Genomic DNA, 19,458 nt, shown 5'->3' on the forward strand with positions numbered 1-19,458 from the left:
TTCCGGGGTGCGGGATCGGTGGTGTCAGTAGGTGATGGTGATGCCGCGGTTCGGGCTGTCCACCCTGACCTGGCCGCCGACGGGGATGACGAGCTGCGGGTCGGTGTGGCCGAGGTCGACGTCGAACACGATCGGCGTGTCGGGCGCGTACTTGTCGAACGCCCTGATCACCGCTTCGCGCTGCGCGCGGGTGTAGGTGGCGCGGTCGGTGTCGGGCCGGGCGAAGGACCACGCCCGCGCCCGGCCGACGAGGACGGCGGCGAAGCGGGCGAGCAGGCCGCGTTCGCCCATCGCGCGCAGCACGTAGAACACCTCGGAGGCGGGTGGCATCTCCTCGGAGGTCTCGAAGAACAGGACCTTGCCCTCGTAGTGCTCGGGTGGCTCGATCTCGCGGTCGGCCAGGAGCAGTCAGGACAGGACCTCCAGGCAGCCGCCCCACGCCTGGCCCTGCACGACCCGCTCGGGGTGGTGCCACTGCCGGCCGGCGGCGGGCCGCAGGTCGGGTTCGGCGTCGAAGGTGGCGGGGTCGTCCCAGGGCTTGCTGACGTCGCCATAGGCGGTGGAGTCGGGCAGGACGTACTCGCCGCGGGTGAACAGGGCGGCGCGCAGGGAGTCGCGGGTGGCCGGGTGCATGGCGCCGGGGCGGCCGAACTCGGTCATGACGGTGCCGCCGTGGTAGCCGACCATGCCGCGGTTGGCGAGCCAGACGAGCAGGTTGGTGTTGTCGCTGAACCCGAGGAACGGCTTGGGGTGGGCGGTGATCAGGTCGGCGTCGAGGTGGGGCAGGACCTCGATCTGGTCGTCGCCGCCGATGCTCGCGATCACGGCCTTGATGTCCGGGTCGGCGAACGCGGCGTGCAGGTCGGCGGCACGTTCGGTCGGGGTGGAGCCCATCTTGCGGGTGGCCGGGTACTCCACGGGCTCCAGGCCCAGCTCGCGCAACCGCCGCAGGCCGAGCTCGTAGGGCAGCGGGAAGAGACCGGACAGCCCCGAGGACGGTGAGACGACCGCGACGCGGTCACCGGGTACGGGCTTGGCGGGTGGATCACGAACGCGGACGCTACCGAGTGGTCAGAACGCGGGCCACGGAATTGCGGGCCAGTCGCCCGACGGTTCCGGGTACACGCCGTCGGCCAGGAGCTTGTCGGTGCGTTCGGACACCGCGCGGACCTCGGCGCGGGTGAGGTGGTCGTGCAGCTGCTCTCCCAGGTCGCCGTCGAGGGACGATCTGAGCCGGCGCATCGCCTCCACCACCGGGTCGGGCAGCGGTTCGCGGGCCCAGCCCCACAGCACGGTGCGGAGCTTGGGTTCGACGTGCAGGCAGATGCCGTGGTCGACGCCGTGGACGGAGCCGTCGAGGGCGTGCAGGACGTGGCCGCCTTTGCGGTCGGCGTTGTTGACGACGACGTCGAAGGCGGACATGAGCTGGATGCGGGGGTGGTCGGCGTGCACGAGGACGGCGGGGTCGCCGAAGCGGTCGTGGGCGTGGAAGACGGGGATCCAGCCGGGTTTGACGTCGTCGACGCCGACGATGTCGACGAGCTCGTCCTCCTCGCGGGTGTCGACCCACAGCTGGACCATGCCGCTGCCGAACGGGCCCGGCCGCAGCACCGTGGGAGGTACGACGTCGAGGCCGGAGGCGGCGGAGATCAGGTAGGTCGCGACCTCACGGCCCGCAAGGGTGCCGTCGGGGAAGTCCCACAGGGGGCGTTCGCCGCGCACGGGTTTGTAGACGCACTGGGCGTCGACGCCGTCGAGTGAGATCTTGCAGAACAGGGTCGCGTTGGAGGCGTCGACGAGCCTGCCCTCGACCTCGATGCGGCCGTGAGTCAGCAACTCGATGGCCGCGCCGACGTCCATCTCAGTCTTCTTCGGTGCGGCGGTAGCCGTTTTGCCGCGGGCAGATGTGGCCGTCCGGGTCGAGCGGTTCGGCGCACAGGGGGCAGGGTTTGCGGCCGGCGTTGACGACGCGGTCGGCTCGTTCGGCGAAGGCGCGGGCGGCGGCGGGCGACAGGAAGACCCGCACGGCGTCGGGGCCTTCCTCGGTGTCGTCGAGCACGACCGCCTCGTCGACCTCCTCCTCGGAGATCGCGAGCAGTTCGACCACGACGGCCTTGGACTCGGCGTCCCAGCCGAGTCCCATGGTGCCGACGCGGAACTCCTCCTCGACGGGCACGTCGAGGGGCTGGGTGTCGACGTCGTCGGGGGGCGCGTCGTCGGGCACGTCGGTGCCGAAGCGGCGATGCACCTCCTCCAGGAGCGAGCCGATGCGTTCGGCGAGGACCTGGACCTGCTGCTTCTCGAGCGCGACGCTGATCAACCTGCTCTGCTCGGAAGCCTGCAGGTAGAAGGTGCGGTCGCCGGGCTGCCCGACGGTTCCTGCGATGAACCGGTCGGGTGCGCGGAATACGTGAATGACGCGAGCCATGGCACTTAAGACCCTAGGCCACGCGGAGATCGTCGGCAGGTCCTCCCCCACCAAACACTCCGCGTATAGGGTCGGGTTGTGGTGAAGATCGCTTCGTACGGGACGTGGACCTCGCCGATCAGCGCCGGCGACACCTCGAAGCCGGGTGGTGGGTTCCAGTGGGCCGACCTGCACGGTGAGCAGGTGTGGTGGGCGGAGAGCCGGCCGGCGGAGGGCGGCCGGGTCGCTCTGGTGCGCGACGGGGTGGAGGTGCTGCCCGCGCCGTGGAACGCCCGCAACCGGGTGCACGAGTACGGCGGCAGGCCGTTCGTGGTGCTCGCGGACGACCGGGTGGCGTTCACGAACTGGGACGACCAGCGCGTGTACGTGTTCAACCCGGACACGCCGCAGGTGCCGCCGGCGGCGTTGACGCCGGAACCGGAGCGCCACCACGGCAGCCGCTACGCCGACCTGTCCGCGGGACCGGACGGCGAGGTGTGGTGCGTGCGGGAGACGATCACCGGTGACGCCCGCACCGACGTGCGCCGCGACCTGGTGGCAATCACACCTTCGGGTGAAGTGCGGGTGCTGGGGTCGTCGCACCACTTCATGACCGGCCCGAAGATCAGCCCCGACGGCACGAAGTTCGCGTGGATCGGCTGGGACCACCCGCAGATGCCGTGGGACGGCAGCGAGCTGTGCGTGGCGGACATCGGCGTCGACGGGTTCCGGGTGCTGACCGGGTCGACGACGGAGGCGGTGTGCCAGTTCGAGTGGGAGGGCGACGCCCTGCTGGCGCTGACCGACCCGCACGGCTGGTGGAACCTCTTCCGCGTGCAGCTCGACGGGTCGCGCACGAACCTCGCGGAGTGCGCGGAGGAGCTCGGCGGCCCGATGTGGCGGCTGGGCAACCGCTGGTTCGCACCCCTGTCGCCGGGCCGGTACCTGGTGGTGCGCTCGGGCCGGTTGGCGGTGCTCGACGAGCGCAGCGCGACGGTGACCGACGTGGAGACCGACCTGCCGTTGTGGGCGGCGGACCTGTCGGTGCGCGACGGCGTGGTGGTCGACGGGGCGGCAGGGCCGACCCGGGAGTTCGACGTGGTGCGGCTGGACCTGTCCAACGGGGAGCTGACCTACCTCACCGGGGGTGAGGAGCCGGCGGAGGCCGCGTACCTGCCGGTGCCGGTGGAGCGGATGTTCGGCGAGATCCCCGCGTACGTGTACGCGCCGTCGAACCCGGACTTCGTCGCACCCGAGGGTGAGCTGCCGCCGTACGTGGTGCACGTGCACGGCGGGCCGACCGGGCGGGCGCTGCCCAAGCTCGACTCCGACATCGCGTACCTGACCAGCCGCGGCATCGGGGTGGTGGCGGTCAACTACGGCGGCTCGACCGGGTACGGGCGGGCGTTCCGGGAGCGGCTGCGCGAGCAGTGGGGTGTCGTGGACGTGGAGGACTGCGCGTTCGTGGCCCAGGAGCTCGCGAAGGACGGCACGGCGGACCCGCAGCGGCTGGGCATCCGCGGTGGCTCGGCGGGTGGCTGGACGTCGGCGGCGTCGCTGACCTCGACGAACGTGTACCAGTGCGGGATGGTGGCGTTCCCGATCCTGGATCTGGCGGGGTGGACCTCGGAGGGCGGGGAGACCCACGACTTCGAGTCCCGCTACGTGGAGGGCCTGGTCGGGCGGCTGCCCGAGGCCGTCGACCGGTACCGGGACAGGTCGCCGTCGAACAAGGCGCGGTCGGTGTCGGGCCCGGTGCTGTTGCTGCAGGGCCTGGAGGACGAGATCTGCCCGCCGGAGCAGGCCGACCGGTTCGCCGCGGACCTGGCGGGGTCGGGGATCCGGCACGCGTACATCACGTTCGAGGGCGAGCAGCACGGGTTCCGCAAGGCGGAGTCGATCAAGGTGGCGCTGGAGGCGGAGCTGTCGTTCTACGGGCAGGTGTTCGGGTTCACGCCGCCGGGTGTGCCGGTGCTGGAGCTGCGTTCGTGAGCTCGCCGGTTCCTGGCATGAGCCCGCTGCTCATGAGTTCCCCGTTCACGAGTTCCCCGTTCACGAGTTCCCCGTTCACGAGTTCGCTGTCGTGAGTTTGCTGTCGCGCGGGGACCGGGTCGCGCTGGTGTCACCGGCCGGCCCGGCGCTCGCCCCGGTGGTGGCCGCGGGTGCGGCGGTGCTGGAGTCGTGGGGACTGCGGGTCACCACACCTGTGGTGGAACCGTGGTCGTTGCCGTACCTGGCCGGGTCGGACGCCGACCGGGCGCGTGAGTTCGTGGACGCGTGGTGCTCGGACGTGGCGGCCGTGTTCTGCGTGCGCGGCGGATACGGGTGTCTGCGGATGACCGACCTCGTGCCGTGGAAGTCGCTGCCGCCGAGGGTGTTCGTGGGTTCGTCGGACGTGACGGTGCTGCACGCGGAGCTGAACGCCGTCGGGCAGACGACGGTGTTCGGGCCGATGCCGGGCACACGGGACTTCGTGAGCGACTCTCTCGCGCAGTCGCGGCTGCGGTCGTTCCTGTTCGAGGGCGTGTCGTCGTGGTCGGCCGGAACACCGGTGGTGCCGGGTACCGCGCGCGGGGTGCTGGTGGGCGGGAACGCGGCGTTGCTGGCGGCGTCGGTGGGCGGGCCGCGGTGGTCGGTTCCCGCGTCCGGGGCGATCGCGTTGCTGGAGGACGTCGGCGAGGAGGCCTACCGGTTGGACCGGATCCTGACGCAGCTGCTGCGGGCGGGGTGGTTCGAGCCGGTGGCGGGGATCGTGCTGGGGTCGTGGACGGACTGCGGTGACGTCTCCGCGGTGCTGGCGGACCGGCTGGGTGGGCTGGGGGTGCCGGTGCTGGGTGAGTTTGGGTTCGGGCACTGCGCGGGGCAGTGGACGCTGCCGCTGGGGGCGCGGGCGGTGCTGGACGCGTCGGCGGGGACGTTGACGCTGGTCTGAGGCGTGCTGACGCAGGGGTACCCCCTGGTTCGGGCTCCCCCGCGTCCCACGGTACTCAGCGGCACCGACAAGATCGGCCGCTCACGTCACGGTGGGCGGTCACGCGACGAGGCCGAGGCGTGTGCCCCGCCACCGGCGCTGCCGTCCGGTCAGGTTTCCGGTCGTCGGTGGCGCGGTGTGCGGGTCACGGGCTCGCGCGGCGCCGAAGCGATCATGCGGCCCGGTCGGGGGCCCGCCCATCACCGACGCCGCCGTGCGGTCACGTCCCGGCCGGGCGGCGGGTCATGGGCCGGTGCGCCGGTTCTGGGCGTCGAGGCGCAGCTGGTCGGTCTGCTGGCCGATCGCCGTGATCTGCTCGGCGAGCCCCGGATGGCCCTCGCGCAAGCCCGGCCCGGCCTGGCGAGCGGTTCGAGCAGCGCGGCGGCGTCGGTGTGGCCCAGTGCGTCCTGCACGCCGGTGTCGTGGGGCCGACCTGGGCGGCGAGCACGCGGAGCACGCCGGCGTTCTCGCGGGCCCAGGCGGTGACGGCCTTGTCGCCGGCGCGGCGGTCGCGTTCGGCTTGGACTCGTTCGTCGCCGGTGCCGCCTTCGCCGGTGCGGCGTACGCGCAGGTAGCGGCGTTCGGCTGCCTGCCTGCTGGCGACGCCCAGGGCGGGTGCGAGGTCGGCCCAGCTGGTGCCGAGGGCGCGGGCGGCTTCGATGAGCTGTGGTTCCCAGCCGGAGAGCTCGTCGCGCAGTTCGCGCAGCAGCATCAGAGCGGCCAGGACCTCGTTGGCGGTGCCGGGGGCGGCGGCGGTGGCGCGGACCGTCTCGTAGTCGTTCATGTCGTCCTCCCGATGACGTCGGAGTCTTGTCATCGTTTTGACGACATGCTACAACGGTGGGGCAGCGCATTGACAGGCCAGCGAGGGATGATCAGGAGGTGTCAGATGTTGATGCGCACTGACCCGTTCCGCGAGCTCGACCGGCTCACCCAGCAGGTGCTCGGCGGGCAGGGCACGTGGTCGCGGCCCACGGCGATGCCGATGGACGCCTACCGCGACGGTGACGAGTTCGTCGTGTGCTTCGACCTGCCGGGGGTGGCGGCCGACGCGATCGAGCTCGACGTGGAGCGCAACGTGCTCACGGTCAAGGCGGAGCGGCGGCCGTTGGGCAAGGACGTCGAGATGCAGGTGTCGGAGCGGCCGCTGGGTGTGTTCTCGCGGCAGTTGTTCCTCGGCGACACCCTCGACACCGACCGGATCGACGCGCAGTTCGAGGCGGGTGTGCTGACGCTGCGGATTCCGATCGCGGAACGTGCGAAGCCCCGCAAGATCTCGATCTCCTCGGCCGAGCAGTCCCCGAAGCAGATCGACGCCTGACCTGTCACGACACGTGACGATGCGCACGGCGGGCGGCGGCCGACCGGGTGATGCCAGGTAGGCTTCCGCCCGCCATGAGACCCCAGCACCAGTCGACGGCGGTGGACGTCTACGCGTCCAACTCCGACCTCTACGCCGATCCCCGACTGGTGGAACGGGTGGACTACCGGCGTCGCTTCAAGCGGCACCGGCCCCGCACGCGGTCGGTCGTCCTCGCCCCGCACGGTGGCGGCATCGAGGTCGGGACGTCCGAACTGTGTCTGGCGATCGCCGGCTACAGCCCGTCGACGCGGGTGCCGATCGGGCAGACCCACGACTACTGGATGTTCGAGGGCCTGCGCACCGCGTCCAACGACGAGCTGCACGTGACGTCGTCGCACTGCGACGACCGGGTGGCGCGCGCGATGGTGTCGGGTGCGGCGCACGCGCTGGGCCTGCACGGCTGCACGGCCGCGGCGGCGGGGCTGGAGGACCACGACCGGGCGGTGCTGGTCGGCGGGCGGGACGCGTTGTTGCGGCTGGAGTTGCTGACGCGGCTGCGCCGGGCGGGTTTCCACACGGTCGACGCCGCGGACCACCCGGTCCTGGGTGGCGGCGACCGGGCGAACATCGCCAACCGCACCAAGACCCGGCAGGGCGGGCAGCTGGAGCTCACCACTCCCCTGCGCAACGCCATGTTCGCCGAGAACTCCCGGTCGGACCGGCGGCACACGACGACCGAGGTGTTCTGGGACTTCGTGCACGCCTGCCGGGCGGCGCTGGCGGCCCGCGAGGCGCCGACCAACTGAGCCCGGCCGCGAGCTGGGCCGGGACGGTGTGGTGTCGGCGCCTGTGACGGCGGGTATCGCAGCGGTGGACGTGTCGTCGTGGTCGACGCTGGCCGGCACTGGTTGGCGCTGGCCGGCGCTGTGGGAGGAACCCGGATGGGGCTGCGGTTGACGTCGGTGACGGTCGGGTGCGCCCGGCCGCGGGAGCTGGCGGAGTTCTACGCGCGGCTGCTGGACGCGCCGGTCTCGGCGGCGGAGCCGGAGTGGGCGCAGGTCCGGACCAGGGATGGGCTGACGGTCAACTTCGAGCTGGAGCGGGAGTTCACCGCACCGGTGTGGCCGAGTGAGCCGGGCGCTCAGAACGCGACGCAGCACCTCGACATCGAGGTCGACGACCTGGCGGCGGCGACCGAGCACGCGGTGGCGTGCGGGGCTGTGCTCGCGCGGGTCCAGCCGCAGGCCGACGTGCGGGTGCTGCTCGATCCGGACGGGCACCCGTTCTGCCTGTTCACCTGAGCGGGCCGTGCATTTGAGCGGGCTGTGCATTTCAGTGGTCAGGGGCGCAGGGCGAGCAGGCGGCCGGGCCAGGTGCCGTTCCTGGCGGTGAACGTGCCGATCGGGGTGAAGCCCTGCTTTTCGTAGTAGGCGACGAGGCGGTGGTCGTCGCCGTCGTAGCAGTCCACGCGCATCAGGCCGACGCCGGCGGCACGGGCCTGCGCGCGTGCGTGGGTGAGCAGGGTGGTGCCGACGCCTGCGCCGAGGTGGGCGCGTGAGGTGACCAGCAGGGCGACGTAGTGCTCGGGTTCGGTGGCGATGATGACGACCCCGAGTGGCTCTCCCGCTGCGGCAGCCTCTCCCCCGTCGCCGCGGGCACCGCGGGCTCCGTCGACGGCGAGCCAGACGGTGCCCGCGGTGGCGAGGCGGGTGAACCTGCCGACCGCGGCGGGGCTGCCCGAGAAGTGGCCGGTGCCCCACTGCCCGGTGCGGCCCAGGGTGGCGAGCCAGTCCTGGGCGGCGTCGAGCAGGCGCAGGATCGCCGGCACGTCGGCGGGGCCGCCGCGCACCACGGTCAGGGCCGAGGTCATGTGCTACAGGTACTTCTTGAGCTCCCGCTTGGCCAGCGACATGCGGTGGACCTCGTCGGGGCCGTCGGCCAGGCGCAGGGTGCGGGCGGCGGCCCAGAGCTCGGCGAGCGGGGTGTCCTGGCTGACGCCGCCGGCGCCGTGGGCCTGGATGGCCTTGTCGAGGACCCATTCGGTCATCAGGGGGACGCCGATCTTGATGGCCTGGATCTCGGTGTGGGCGCCCTTGTTGCCGACGGTGTCCATGAGCCAGGCGGTCTTGAGCACGAGCAGGCGGGCCTGTTCGATGCGGACGCGGGCTTCGGCGATCCACTCCTGCACGACGCCCTGGGTGGCGATGGGCTTGCCGAAGGCGACGCGGGACACCGCACGGCGGCACATGAGCTCGAGGGCGCGTTCGGCCATGCCGATCAGGCGCATGCAGTGGTGGATGCGGCCGGGGCCGAGGCGGGCCTGGGCGATGGCGAAGCCCTCTCCCTCGCCGGCGATGAGGTTGGTGGCGGGGACGCGGACGTCGTCGAAGACGATTTCGGCGTGGCCGCCGTGGGCGTGGTCGCCGTAGCCGAACACGCGCATCTCGCGCTCGACGGTGACGCCGGGGGTGTCGCGCGGGACGAGGATCATGGCCTGCTGGCGGTGGCGGTCGGCGTCGGGGTCGGTCTTGCCCATGACGATGAAGATGGCGCAGTTGGGGTTCATGGCGCCCGAGGACCACCACTTGCGGCCGTTGATGACGTAGTCGTCGCCGTCGCGGTCGATGCGGGTGGCGATGTTGGTGGCGTCGGAGGAGGCCACGTCGGGTTCGGTCATGCAGAACGCGGAGCGGATCTCGCCGTCGAGCAGGGGCTGCAGCCACTGCTTCTTCTGCTCGTCGGTGCCGAACATGGCGAGCACTTCCATGTTGCCGGTGTCCGGGGCGGCGCAGTTGAGGGCTTCGGGGGCGAGGTGGGGGCTGCGGCCGGTGATCTCGGCCAGGGGCGCGTACTGCAGGTTCGTCAGGCCGCCGCCGTGGTCGTGGCCAGAATCATTGGTGGGCGGGAGGAAGAGGTTCCACAGGCCCTGGCGGCGGGCCTCGGCCTTGAGCTCCTCGAGGACGGGCTGGCGCTGCCACGGGTCGGCGGCGTCGTGCAGCTGCTGGTCGAGGACGGCTTCGGCGGGGTAGACGTGGTCGTCCATGAACGCGAGGAGCTTGGTGCGCAGTTCCTCGGTCTTGGCGTCGTAGGCGAAGTCCATGTCAGAGCTCCTTGTGGGCGGCGGCGAGTCCTTGGCGGACGAGGGGGACGGTGAAGGCGCCGAGCTTGTCGAAGCCGGCGCCGACGGTCTGGCCGCTGGCGAAGCGGAAGTGGATGCCTTCGACGATGACGGCGAGCTTGAAGTAGCCGAAGGCGATGTACCAGCCCAGGCCGGAGGTGTCGGTGCCGGTGCGGGCGGTGTAGCGGGCGACGAGCTCGTCGGCGGTGAGGAAGCCGGGCAGTGAGGTGACGCCGCCGGTGATGGGGTCGTTGTCCGAGCCCAGGCCGGCCCAGTAGACGTAGAGCAGGCCGAGGTCGGCGAGCGGGTCGCCGAGGGTGGCCATCTCCCAGTCCAGGACGGCGCTGATCCGCGGCGGGTCCTGGGTGACGAGTGCGTTGTCGAGGCGGTAGTCGCCGTGGATGATCGTCGCCCTGGTGGAGGTGGGGACGGTGGCGGCGAGCTTGTCGCGCAGCTCGTCGATGCCGGGCAGGTCGCGGCTGCGGGAGGCGTCGAGCTGCTTGCCCCAGCGGGTGACCTGGCGGGTGAGGAACCCGTCGGGGCGGCCGAAGTCCGCGAGGCCCACCGAGGCGGGGTCGACGGAGTGCAGGTCGGCGAGGACGTCGACGAGGCGCTGCGAGAGCACGCGGGCGTCGTCGGGGGTGAGCCACGGGCACTGGGAGCGTTCGCGCAGGGCGGCGCCGGGCATCTCGTCCATCAGGTAGAAGGGCGCGCCGATGACCGACGGGTCCTCGACGAGCCGGTGCGTGCCCGGCACGGGAACGGCGGTGCCGGCCAGTGCGGAGATGACGCGGAACTCGCGGGCCATGTCGTGGGCGGTGGCCAGCACGTGGCCCAGCGGCGGGCGGCGCAGCACCCAGGTGCGGGTGCCGTCGCTGACACGGTAGGTGAGGTTGGAGCGGCCGCCGCGGAACAGCTCGCCGGTGAGCGGGCCCGTGCCGAGGTGGGTGGCCAGTGCCCGCAGGTCCAGGCCGGGAAGAGCGGTCACCGGGTCGGTCACGGGGTCGTTGGCCGGGTCGGTCACGGGGTCGTTCACAGGGTCACTCCGAGGGTGGCGAGGTGGGCGCGGGTGGCGTCGGCGCCGGTGTGGCGGAAGGCGTGCATGCCGACGGCGTGGGCGGCGTCGACGTTGACGGGCGCGTCGTCGAAGAACACGGCACGCCCGGCGGGGACGCCGATCTGCTCCAGGGTGTGGCGGTAGATGCGCTCGTCGGGTTTGCGCAGGCCGATGCGTCCGCTGATGACGATGGTGTCGAACAGCTCGACGAGCAGGTCGGCGGGGTAGCCCTCGCCCCAGCTGTTGGACAGCAGCGCGGTGTGCAGGCCGGCGGCGCGGGCCTTGCGGACGAGCTCGGCCATCGCCGGGTCGGGGGCGGCGCCGCCGAACATGCGCCGCAGCAGCCCCTTGTCCACGACCGGGTCGCCGCCGGTGGTGATGAGCTCGGCGGCCAGCAGCCGTTCGAACTCGGCCACGGTCAGCTCGCCGGTCTCCAGGCGGTGGACGGGGTTGCCCGGTTTCGCCTCGCGGCCGAGCCAGTCGCGCATGATGCGGCCGTAGACGTCGCGGTCGATGGCCTCGGCGTGCATCCACTGGCCGACGAACTCGGGCACGGAGACGGTCATGACCCCGCCCCAGTCGAAGACGAGCGCGTCGACCGACGGGCTGCCGGGAAGTGTCGTGTCACCCACGAACCGGAGGGTACCGACCGGTCGGTATGTCGGCAACCGGGTGGGCGCGCTGTCGACTTTCGGATGATGCGACCCGATGACTTTCAGCGGTTCCGGTCCGCCGCCGCCCTCGCTACGTTCGGTGCGGGACGAGGGGGTTGGGGATGAGACGAGATTCGTCGTTCGGGTCGGTGCTGCTCGCGGTCGCGGTCGCGTCGGCCGTCGTGGTGAGTCCGGTGGCGGTGGGTCCGGCGGTGGCCGAGCCCGCCGGTGGTGGCGGTGCGGTGGTGCGCACGGACAAGGGGCTGGTCGAGGGGACGGTGGCGGCCGGGTACCGGACGTTCGGCTCCATCCCGTTCGCGGCTGCGCCGGTGGGTGCGAACCGGTGGCGTGACCCGCAGCCGGCGGCGCCGTGGCAGGGGGTGCGGGACGCGACGGTGCCGAGCCCGAGGTGCGCGCAGCTCGAGCAGCTGGGTCAGCCGGGTTCGGAGACCGAGGACTGCCTGTACCTCAACGTCACCACGCCGGCCGGGCGGCAGAGCACGCCGCGGCCGGTGATGGTGTGGGTCCACGGCGGCGGGTTCACCGCGGGTGCGGCGTCGGACTACGACGCGCGGCGCCTGGCGACGCGCAACGACGCCGTGGTGGTGACGGTGAACTACCGGCTGGGGATCTTCGGGTTCTTCGGCTACCCCGGGGTGGCCGGGTCGGGTGCGTTCGGGCTGGCCGACCAGCAGGCGGCGCTGCGGTGGGTGCAGCGCAACGCGGCCGCGTTCGGCGGGGACGCGCGCAGCGTGACGGTGTTCGGTGAGTCCGCCGGGGGCTTGAGCGTGTGCGCGCAGCTGGCGTCGCCGCGGGCGGCGGGGTTGTTCGCCAAGGCGATCATCCAGTCGGGGCCGTGCGGGCTGACGACACCGGGCGGGCAGCCGGGTGTGTTCGAGACGCTGTGGCGTGACCGGTCGGTGGTCGAGCAGACCGGCGCGCAGACGGCCGGAGCGCTGGGTGCGCGGACGTGGCGTGCCTGCGGCGTTGCCGGCCTCGGCGCTGCTGCCGGCGCACGCCGCGTTCGGCACGCCCGCCTACGGCACCGCGGTGCTGCCGGTCGACCCGGTGGTGGCGCAGCGGACCGGGCGGATGCACCACGTGCCGACCCTGGTCGGTTCCACGCACGACGAGGCGACGCTGTTCGCGGCGTTGATCTTCCCGCAGCCGATCCCGACGCAGGCCTACCGGCAGACGCTGCAGGGCCTGTACGAGCCGCAGGACGTGGACGCGGTGCTGGCCCGCTACCCGGCCGACGGCAACGGCGACGTGCGCGACGAGCTGGCGCGGATCATGACCGACCAGTCGTGGGCGTGCACGGTGCACGACACGCGCCGGGAGCTGGGGCGCCACCAGCGGGTGTCGGGCTACGAGTTCGCGGACGCGACGGTGCCGGTGCTGTTCCCGGACCTGCCGCCGTTCCCCGGCGGGTACAAGGCCTACCACGCCTCCGAGCTGCTGATGCTGTTCGACTTCCCCGGTGTGACGCTGACCCCGGCGCAGCGGAAGGTGTCGGACTACATGGTGGCGGCGTGGGGCAGGTTCGCGCGGACCGGGGATCCGGGGTGGCGGGCCGACGTGCAGTCGCTGGCCCCGGACGCGATCGGGCCGACGGACTTCGCACGCGACCACCAGTGCGGGTTCTGGGCGACGGTGTGAGGGGCTGAGGGGCTGATCGATGAGTCGGGGCCGGGGCGCGAGAGCGTTCCGGCCCCGACTCGTCAGGCGTCTCGGCTCCGGCGCTGTCGGGCGTGGCGGGTCAGGCCGGTGTGGGGTCGGCGTTGGGGTTCGGGCGCGTCGGGCGGGTGGTGACGGTGCGTAGCGCGGGTGGCCGGGGTCGCTGACGGCGTGCAATTTGCATGTGCCTGGGGCGGCGGGGGTCGCGTTCGGACGGTGGGGTCGTGGCGGGTGGGGCAACCGTGCGGCGGATTTCGGTCGTGATCACCCGGTGGGGTGCCCGGTCGGTCATCCTGTGGGTCATGCCCGGCTATCTCGATCTTGTCCGTGACGGGGAGTTCCGTGCCCTGTTCGTGGCGCACGCGGTGTCGGTGGCCGGGGACCAGTTCGCGCGGGTGGCGCTGGCGGTGCACGTCTACGACCGGACCGCGAGCGCCGGGCTGACAGCGCTGACGTACGCGTTGACGTTCCTGCCGGACCTGGTGGGCGGTCCGCTGCTGTCCGGGCTCGCTGACCGGTTCGCGCGGCGGGACGTGATGGTGGCCGCCGATGTGGTGCGGGCGCTGTTGTTGCTGGTGATGGCGCTGCCGGGGTTGCCGTTGTGGGTGCTGGCGGCGGTGCTGGTGCTGGTGCAGCTGGCGGGGGCGCCGCACGGGGCGGCGCGGGCGGCGTTGCTGCCGCACGTGCTGCCCGACGAGCGGTATCCGCTGGGGATGGCGGCGTTGAGCACGGTGACGCAGGCCGCGCAGGTGCTGGGGTTCGTCGCGGGCGGGGCGCTGGTCGGGTGGTGGGGGCCCGGACCGGTGCTGGTGGCCGACGCGGTCACGTTCGTGGTCTCCGCCTTGATGGTCAGCGCGTTCGTGCTGCGCAGGCCGGTTCCGGCGCGGCCGCACGTGCGGGCCTGGCCCTCGGACCTGGTGGGCGGGGCGCGGCTGGTGTGGCGGGAACACCGGTTGCGGGCGCTGGTGGCGTTGGCGTGCGTGTCGGGGTTCTACATCGTCGCCGAGGGGCTGGCCGCGCCCTACGCCGCGCAGCTGGGGCGGGGCCGGCGGCGGTGGGTTGATCTTCGGTGCGCACGCGGCGGGCACGGTGGCCGGGATGGCGGTGGTGGCGCGGGTGCCGCAGGCACGGCAGCTCGCCGCGATGCCGTGGCTGGCGGTGGCGTCGTGCGCGGTGCTGCTGCCCATGGCGTTGCAGCCGGGGCTGGGGTGGTCGTTGGTGCTGATCGCGTTGTCCGGGTGGCGAGCTCCTACCAGCTGCTGGCGAACACGACGTTCGTGCGCGAGGTGCCCGACGCCTCCCGCGGGCAGGCGTTCGGCCTGGCCGTCACCGCGCTGCGGGTCTCGCAGGGCGTCGGCGTGGGCCTGGCGGGTCTGCTGGCGGAGCGGTGGGCCGCGCACCAGGTCATCGCCGCCGCAGGGGTGTCCGGGGTGCTCGCGGCGGGCGGGGCGTGGTGGTTGTGGCGGCAGGCGGTGGCGGCGCCTGCCCACACCACGCCGTGAGAACAGTGGGCGCGGGCGGGGGGTGCCGGCCGTCCTCATCGGCCGGTGGCACCCTCCACACGCGAGTCCCACAAGTGGTCAGGCGGTCCAGTCGGTCGAGGCGAACGTCCAGTCCGTGGAGGCGAACGTCCAGTCCGTCGACGTGAACGTCCAGTCGGTGGACGGGCGGAAGGTCCAGTCCGTCGACGCGGCGAAGGTCCAGTCGGTGGACAGCGCGGTGTTCATCATGACCGTCTCCTTGTGGGAATGCGGGGTTGTGCGAGGGGTGAATGGTGCGCGAGAACGCGAGGACTACTCAGGGTGAGGTCCCCCACATGGAGCCACGACTTCACGTGACCCGGTGGCTACAGTGGTTGGTTCCTGATGGTTTTCGGTGGGGGTGGCAGCGTGCCTTGGCTCGACCCGCGCCGGTGGAAGCTATGGTCCCTTCCTCCTGTCGTGCTGACCTACGTCGTGACGATTGCCGTGGCGGCGGCACTCGTCACGCTCGCAACCGCACGGCTTACCCCTGTCGAGGCGCGCTCCTGGACGTGGTTCGCGGCACTGGTCGTAGCCGCCCTGGTCCACCTGGAAGCGGCACGAGGCATCGAACGCATCCGCGAGATCTCCGTGGAGGGTGCCCCGCACGCGCAGATGCAGTCGGTGTGGCAGTTCGCGGGCGTGCTCGTACTCCCGATGCCACTGGTCGTCCTGCTGGTCGTGACCATCTACCTGCACGCGTGGCTGCGGGTCTACAAACGCCGGGCGGTCCTGTACCGGAAGCTGTTCTCCGCCGCCACTGTCATACTTGGATGTGCCGCAGCGCAATGGGTGCTGCACATGTTCTCGGCCTCAGATCCGTCTGATCTGGACGGTCCACGTGGGCTGGTCGCCCTCACGGTGGCCGGGTTCCTGTACTGGTTCGTCAACTACGCCCTGGTCGTGGGCGCCATCATGATGACCAACCCGGCCAACCCCGTGAAGACCGCGCTCGGTCACGCCTCCGACGTCCTCATCGTCGCCGCCTCGGTCGGCCTGGGCTCCGGCGTCGCGATCATCGCCACCGCCCGCCCCTGGCTCACCCCGATCCTGCTGCTCACCGTGCTCGCCCTGCACATGGGCCTGCTGCTGCCGCAGTTCCGCGTCGCCGCCCGCACCGACTCCAAGACCGGCCTGGTCGACGCCACCTTCTGGCACGACGTCGCCGACCGCGAGCTCGCCCGCGCCCGCCGCCTGACCTCCACCGTCGGCGTCCTGCTCATCGACCTCGACCACTTCAAGGTCATCAACGACACCTACGGCCACCTCGCCGGCGACCGCGTGCTGCGCGCCATCGCCGACACCGTCAAACACTCCGTCCGCTCCTACGACCTCGTCGGCCGCTTCGGCGGCGAGGAGTTCGCGGTCCTGCTGCCCGGCGTCGGCACCGACGAGGTCCGCGCCACCGCCGAACGCATCCGCTTCGACATCGCCCGCCTCGAGGTCGCCGTCATCGACCGCGGCGGCGAGGCCCGCGTGATCACCGGCCTGACCGCGTCGGTGGGGGCGGCGGTGTTCCCCGACACCGGGACCGAGCTCAGCCCGCTGCTGCTGGCCGCGGACGAGGCCCTGTACCAGGCGAAGAACGCCGGGCGGGACCGGGTGGCGACCGCACCGGCGTTCTGACACGCAGGCTCAACGGGCCGGGAAGCCCCAGGCCCAGGTGAGCAGTGGCGTGATGAGCGGTGAGATGACCGGCGCCGGGGCGCGGGAGCGGTCGGAGACCCAGCGGGCATCCGCCTTCCGTTCGCGACGATGTGCGCGGCGACACGAGCGCCAGCGCCTCGCCCGCCGAACTGCTCAGCCACGTCTCCCGCTGCCCGGCTTGCACCCCAGGACCGGCCTCGGTCAGGCGTCGAGGAACGCCGCGATCCGCCCCGACACCTCGTCCGGCTCCTCCACCCACGGGTAGTGCCCCACTCCGTCGTGGACGGTCACCGTCGCGTCCGGGAACAGCTCCGCCAGCTCCCGGCACCGCCGCACCGGCGAGATCGGGTCCTCCCCGCACGCGTACACCAGCACCGGGTGGTCGAACTCCGTCAACGCCCGCCGCAGCACACCCGGCACGAACGCGCCCTCGGCGTTGTAGCCCAGCGCCACCGGGTACTTCCACTGCCCCAGCTCCGCCCGCGCGTGCGCCCGGGCCCGCTCGTCCCACCGCGCGTAGAGCAGCGGCGAGGCGGCGACCCGGTTCTCCACCGAGTCGTCACCGGCGGCGTTGCGTTCCAGGGCGGTCTGCGCGGCCGCGAGCCACGGCTCACCCGCCCGCCGGGCGAGGAAGGTGTCCCAGTCGCTCTGCTCCGGCGACAGGCCCACCGACCGCAGCGCCGGGGTGAGCAGCACCAGCTTGCCGACGCGGTCGGGGAAGTCCGCCGCGCACCCCATGGCGATGCCGGCGCCCGCGGAGTGACCGAGCACGTCGACGCGGTCCAGGCCCAGGTGCCGGCGCAGCATCTCCACGTCGCGCACCAGCATGTCGCGGCGGTAGGTGAACGGGTCGGCCGGCTCGTCCGAGCCACCGGTACCGCGGTTGTCCAGGACGACCAGCGTGCGATGCCGGTCCAGGCCACCGAGGGTCTCCAGGTACTCCGACGCCCGGCCGGGACCACCCGCGAGCACCAGCAGCGGCGCGCCCCGCCCTTCTTCCCGGTAGGCGAGCTGAGTGCCGTCGAACGAGGTGAACCGTGCCATGCTGCACATCATGCCGAAGATCGCCACGGCCGACCTCGTCGACCGGCCGCAGCTGCTCGAGTTCCTCCGCACCCGCCACCACGGCCTGCTCATCACCCACCGCTCCAGCACCACCGGCGTGCAGGTCTCCCCCGTGTCCTGCGGCGTCGACTCGCAGGGCCGCATCGTCATCGCCACCTACCCCCAGCGCGCGAAGGTCCGCAACGCCCGCCGCAACCCCGCGGTTACGATGTGCGTGCTCTCCGACGACTGGGACGGCCCCTACGTCCAGGTCGACGGCACCGCCGAGGTCCTCGACCTGCCCGAGGCGCTCGACGACTTCGTCGAGTACTACCGCTGCATCGCCGGCGAACACCCCGACTGGGACGAGTACCGCGCCGCCATGCTGCGCCAGGGCAAGGCCCTCATCCGCGTCACGATCGACTCGTGGGGCCCGATCGCCACCGGAGGGTTCCCGCCCGAGCTCGACGCGTGAGCCACTAGTGCGGTGACCACGATCTTCACCGTGTTTCCCGACGCTCAGACGGGTGCATCGTGGGACCGGCCCCACAATGCACCCGTCTGACCGCCGCGAAACGCGGCAAAGGTTCGTGGTCACCGCACTAGCTGGGTGAAGGGCCCGCCGTCTGCCGGTGGTGGGCGAGCAGCCGGGAAAGCAGGCCGGTCAACGCCTGCCGCTCCCCCGCCGCCAGCGGACCGAGCAGCTCCTCCTGCACCCCCGCCAGCGCCTCGTCCAACGCGCGCAGCTGCCCCGCACCGGCGTCGGTGAGGCTCACGACGTTGCGCCTGCCGTCGCGCGGATCCGGCGCCCGCTGCACGAAACCCCGCTCCGCCAGCTCGGTGACCGCCGCCACCACGTCACTGCGGTCCATCGTGGACCGCCGGCCCAGCTCGGCCTGGCTCGCCGCACCGAACTCCGCCAGCGACGCGAGCACCCGGTAGTGGTAGCCCCGCGCACCGGCCGCGGCGAACCCGGCGGCCGACAACCGGTGCGCGTGCACGGCCAGCTGGGCGAGCAACCAGCTGGGCGTCATGGCCAGGCGGGCCGGCGTCTCGGACATGCCCGGATACTAACTCGTTGGCGCAACCAACGAAAACACGTAGTGTTGGCCGCACCAACGACCAGCCGACCTCACCGGGGAACCATGCTCACCGACACCCAGACCACCGACCGCATCGAGATCGCCGACCTCTTCGCCCGCCTCGCCCACCTGCTCGACGACAAACGCTGGAACGACGCCCACACCGTCTTCACCACCGACGTCGAGCTCCACTCACCCCGCAACGGCGAACTGCGCGGCCTCGACACCGTCATCGCCCACCTGCACCGCACCGAAGCACCCGGCGAACACACCCAACACCTCACCACCGACCTGCTCGTCGAACTGGACGACGACCACGCCACCACCACCGCGCACTCACTCGTCCACTTCTACCGCGACGGCCAGCCACCCCACCGCACCAGCGGCCTGCGCCTGCACTGCACCGTCGTGCGCACACCCCACGGCTGGCGACTGCGCGAGTCCCGCACCACCCTCGCCTGGATCCGCTGACCCGCCGACCGAGACCGCGGAACACGACCTAACCCGCCGACCACGTCCCACCCCAGCCCGCCGGCCGCTCCAGCACCACGCACTCCCCACCGTGCGGACCCACGACCGACGCGACCAGTCCAGTCGGGACGACCAAAGGCTCCACCAGCACCCGACCGTCCAACTCGGACACCCGCACACACGTCTGCTCAACGCTGTCCACCGCGAAGTACGGCACCCACCCCGACGACCGCGACGTCCGCAACCGACCCGCCACCGGCCGCGGACCACCATGCCGCGCCGACAAGAACAACGCGAAGTCCTCCGACTCGACCCGCGTCTCCCACCCCAGCTCCGCCGCCCAATACCCGTCATCAGGCTCAGCGACCATCAACTCCACCCAGCACGGCTCCCCCACCCGCGGCACAGGAGCCCACGGACCGTGCAACACCCGACCCGTGTCCACACCGGACCCACCGGACAGCTCACGCGCCCCGTCGCCCCCGAACACGACACGCCAACCCCCGTG

At 72.1% G+C, this 19,458-nt stretch carries 23 protein-coding genes and 2 pseudogenes; 11 read left to right on the forward strand and 14 right to left on the reverse strand.

Annotated features, from left to right (window positions below; genetic code table 11):
• Positions 1–24 precede the first annotated feature (24 nt).
• From BBK82_RS53200 to BBK82_RS36970, 4 genes and pseudogenes are all read right to left on the reverse strand, one after another.
• Positions 25–408 carry a S66 peptidase family protein gene (locus BBK82_RS53200; protein WP_218920750.1) on the reverse strand — a complete coding sequence of 128 codons (384 nt, stop codon included), beginning with the start codon at positions 406–408 and terminating at the stop codon, positions 25–27.
• Positions 409–1,002: pseudogene (locus BBK82_RS53205) on the reverse strand (LD-carboxypeptidase); the annotation flags it as partial.
• 69 nt (positions 1,003–1,071) lie between these two features.
• The gene (locus BBK82_RS36965; RefSeq protein WP_065919095.1) at positions 1,072–1,860 is read right to left on the reverse strand and encodes an SCO1664 family protein; all 789 of its coding nucleotides are present in this window, start codon (positions 1,858–1,860) and stop codon (positions 1,072–1,074) included.
• Position 1,861: 1 nt separating this feature from the next.
• Positions 1,862–2,428 (reverse strand): DUF3090 domain-containing protein, encoded by a 567-nt coding sequence (locus BBK82_RS36970; protein WP_065919096.1) that lies wholly within the window; start codon positions 2,426–2,428, stop codon positions 1,862–1,864.
• Between the two features lie 78 nt (positions 2,429–2,506).
• On the opposite strand from BBK82_RS36970, the gene BBK82_RS36975 reads away from it, so the two are divergent.
• Together BBK82_RS36975 and BBK82_RS36980 are read left to right on the forward strand one after the other, a co-directional pair.
• On the forward strand, positions 2,507–4,399 hold the full coding sequence (locus tag BBK82_RS36975; RefSeq protein ID WP_065919097.1) for a prolyl oligopeptidase family serine peptidase: 1,893 nt from the start codon (positions 2,507–2,509) through the stop codon (positions 4,397–4,399).
• A gap of 91 nt (positions 4,400–4,490) precedes the next feature.
• Entirely contained in the window at positions 4,491–5,339 is an 849-nt protein-coding gene (locus BBK82_RS36980; RefSeq protein ID WP_065919098.1) for a S66 peptidase family protein, read from the forward strand.
• Between the two features lie 259 nt (positions 5,340–5,598).
• On the opposite strand, the gene BBK82_RS53210 is transcribed toward BBK82_RS36980, so the two are convergent.
• Positions 5,599–6,162, reverse strand: a complete 564-nt coding sequence (locus BBK82_RS53210; RefSeq protein ID WP_218920461.1) for a hypothetical protein — start codon at positions 6,160–6,162, stop codon at positions 5,599–5,601.
• A gap of 105 nt (positions 6,163–6,267) precedes the next feature.
• Between BBK82_RS53210 and BBK82_RS36990 the strand changes: the two genes are divergently transcribed.
• From BBK82_RS36990 to BBK82_RS37000, 3 genes are all read left to right on the forward strand, one after another.
• A complete protein-coding gene (locus BBK82_RS36990) occupies positions 6,268–6,699 on the forward strand; it encodes an Hsp20/alpha crystallin family protein (RefSeq protein WP_065919099.1) in 432 nt (143 codons plus the stop codon).
• A gap of 74 nt (positions 6,700–6,773) precedes the next feature.
• A complete protein-coding gene (locus tag BBK82_RS36995; RefSeq protein WP_237047769.1) occupies positions 6,774–7,487 on the forward strand; it encodes a poly-gamma-glutamate hydrolase family protein in 714 nt (237 codons plus the stop codon).
• 135 nt (positions 7,488–7,622) lie between these two features.
• A complete protein-coding gene (locus tag BBK82_RS37000; protein ID WP_065919100.1) occupies positions 7,623–7,982 on the forward strand; it encodes a VOC family protein in 360 nt (119 codons plus the stop codon).
• 38 nt (positions 7,983–8,020) lie between these two features.
• On the opposite strand, the gene BBK82_RS37005 is transcribed toward BBK82_RS37000, so the two are convergent.
• From BBK82_RS37005 to BBK82_RS55020, 5 genes are all read right to left on the reverse strand, one after another.
• The gene (locus BBK82_RS37005) at positions 8,021–8,551 is read right to left on the reverse strand and encodes a GNAT family N-acetyltransferase (RefSeq protein WP_065919101.1); all 531 of its coding nucleotides are present in this window, start codon (positions 8,549–8,551) and stop codon (positions 8,021–8,023) included.
• Between the two features lie 3 nt (positions 8,552–8,554).
• Positions 8,555–9,781, reverse strand: coding sequence for an acyl-CoA dehydrogenase family protein (locus tag BBK82_RS37010; protein WP_065919102.1), 1,227 nt, complete (start codon positions 9,779–9,781; stop codon positions 8,555–8,557).
• Between the two features lies 1 nt (position 9,782).
• Complete coding sequence (locus BBK82_RS37015) at positions 9,783–10,835, reverse strand: phosphotransferase family protein (protein ID WP_418287466.1); 1,053 nt, start codon at positions 10,833–10,835, stop codon at positions 9,783–9,785.
• Positions 10,832–11,488 (reverse strand): HAD family hydrolase, encoded by a 657-nt coding sequence (locus BBK82_RS37020; RefSeq protein ID WP_237047770.1) that lies wholly within the window; start codon positions 11,486–11,488, stop codon positions 10,832–10,834. The genes BBK82_RS37015 and BBK82_RS37020 overlap by 4 nt, the downstream gene beginning before the upstream one ends.
• Positions 11,489–11,600: 112 nt before the next feature.
• Positions 11,601–11,819 carry a hypothetical protein gene (locus tag BBK82_RS55020; protein ID WP_065919103.1) on the reverse strand — a complete coding sequence of 73 codons (219 nt, stop codon included), beginning with the start codon at positions 11,817–11,819 and terminating at the stop codon, positions 11,601–11,603.
• Between BBK82_RS55020 and BBK82_RS55025 the strand changes: the two are divergent.
• From BBK82_RS55025 to BBK82_RS37040, 3 genes and pseudogenes are all read left to right on the forward strand, one after another.
• Positions 11,788–12,309, forward strand: a pseudogene (locus BBK82_RS55025) (carboxylesterase family protein); the annotation flags it as partial. The gene BBK82_RS55020 and the pseudogene BBK82_RS55025 sit on opposite strands and share 32 nt — an antisense overlap.
• 160 nt (positions 12,310–12,469) lie before the next feature.
• Complete coding sequence (locus BBK82_RS55030; RefSeq protein WP_237047771.1) at positions 12,470–13,168, forward strand: carboxylesterase family protein; 699 nt, start codon at positions 12,470–12,472, stop codon at positions 13,166–13,168.
• Positions 13,169–13,410: 242 nt separating this feature from the next.
• Positions 13,411–14,688 carry an MFS transporter gene (locus BBK82_RS37040; protein ID WP_237047772.1) on the forward strand — a complete coding sequence of 426 codons (1,278 nt, stop codon included), beginning with the start codon at positions 13,411–13,413 and terminating at the stop codon, positions 14,686–14,688.
• Between the two features lie 78 nt (positions 14,689–14,766).
• Here the strand turns inward: BBK82_RS37040 and BBK82_RS51000 are convergent, their stop codons facing one another.
• Entirely contained in the window at positions 14,767–14,916 is a 150-nt protein-coding gene (locus BBK82_RS51000; protein ID WP_154697726.1) for a hypothetical protein, read from the reverse strand.
• A 210-nt stretch (positions 14,917–15,126) separates the two neighbouring features.
• On the opposite strand from BBK82_RS51000, the gene BBK82_RS37045 reads away from it, so the two are divergent.
• A complete protein-coding gene (locus tag BBK82_RS37045) occupies positions 15,127–16,332 on the forward strand; it encodes a GGDEF domain-containing protein (RefSeq protein WP_237047773.1) in 1,206 nt (401 codons plus the stop codon).
• 222 nt (positions 16,333–16,554) lie between these two features.
• Here the strand turns inward: BBK82_RS37045 and BBK82_RS37050 are convergent, their stop codons facing one another.
• Entirely contained in the window at positions 16,555–17,397 is an 843-nt protein-coding gene (locus BBK82_RS37050) for an alpha/beta fold hydrolase (RefSeq protein WP_065919107.1), read from the reverse strand.
• A 10-nt stretch (positions 17,398–17,407) separates the two neighbouring features.
• Here BBK82_RS37050 and BBK82_RS37055 point away from each other — a divergent pair, with 10 nt between their 5' ends.
• A complete protein-coding gene (locus tag BBK82_RS37055; protein ID WP_179953848.1) occupies positions 17,408–17,872 on the forward strand; it encodes a PPOX class F420-dependent oxidoreductase in 465 nt (154 codons plus the stop codon).
• A 127-nt stretch (positions 17,873–17,999) separates the two neighbouring features.
• On the opposite strand, the gene BBK82_RS37060 is transcribed toward BBK82_RS37055, so the two are convergent.
• Positions 18,000–18,458, reverse strand: a complete 459-nt coding sequence (locus BBK82_RS37060; RefSeq protein ID WP_065919108.1) for a MarR family winged helix-turn-helix transcriptional regulator — start codon at positions 18,456–18,458, stop codon at positions 18,000–18,002.
• 84 nt (positions 18,459–18,542) lie between these two features.
• On the opposite strand from BBK82_RS37060, the gene BBK82_RS37065 reads away from it, so the two are divergent.
• Positions 18,543–18,950: a nuclear transport factor 2 family protein gene (locus BBK82_RS37065; protein WP_065919109.1), complete on the forward strand. Its 408-nt coding sequence runs from the start codon at positions 18,543–18,545 to the stop codon at positions 18,948–18,950.
• 28 nt (positions 18,951–18,978) lie between these two features.
• Here the strand turns inward: BBK82_RS37065 and BBK82_RS51005 are convergent, their stop codons facing one another.
• Positions 18,979–19,320 carry a VOC family protein gene (locus BBK82_RS51005; protein WP_154697727.1) on the reverse strand — a complete coding sequence of 114 codons (342 nt, stop codon included), beginning with the start codon at positions 19,318–19,320 and terminating at the stop codon, positions 18,979–18,981.
• Positions 19,321–19,458: the final 138 nt, after the last annotated feature.

The sequence above is a fragment of the Lentzea guizhouensis genome (assembly GCF_001701025.1).
Taxonomy (GTDB): Bacteria; Actinomycetota; Actinomycetes; order Mycobacteriales; family Pseudonocardiaceae; genus Lentzea; species Lentzea guizhouensis.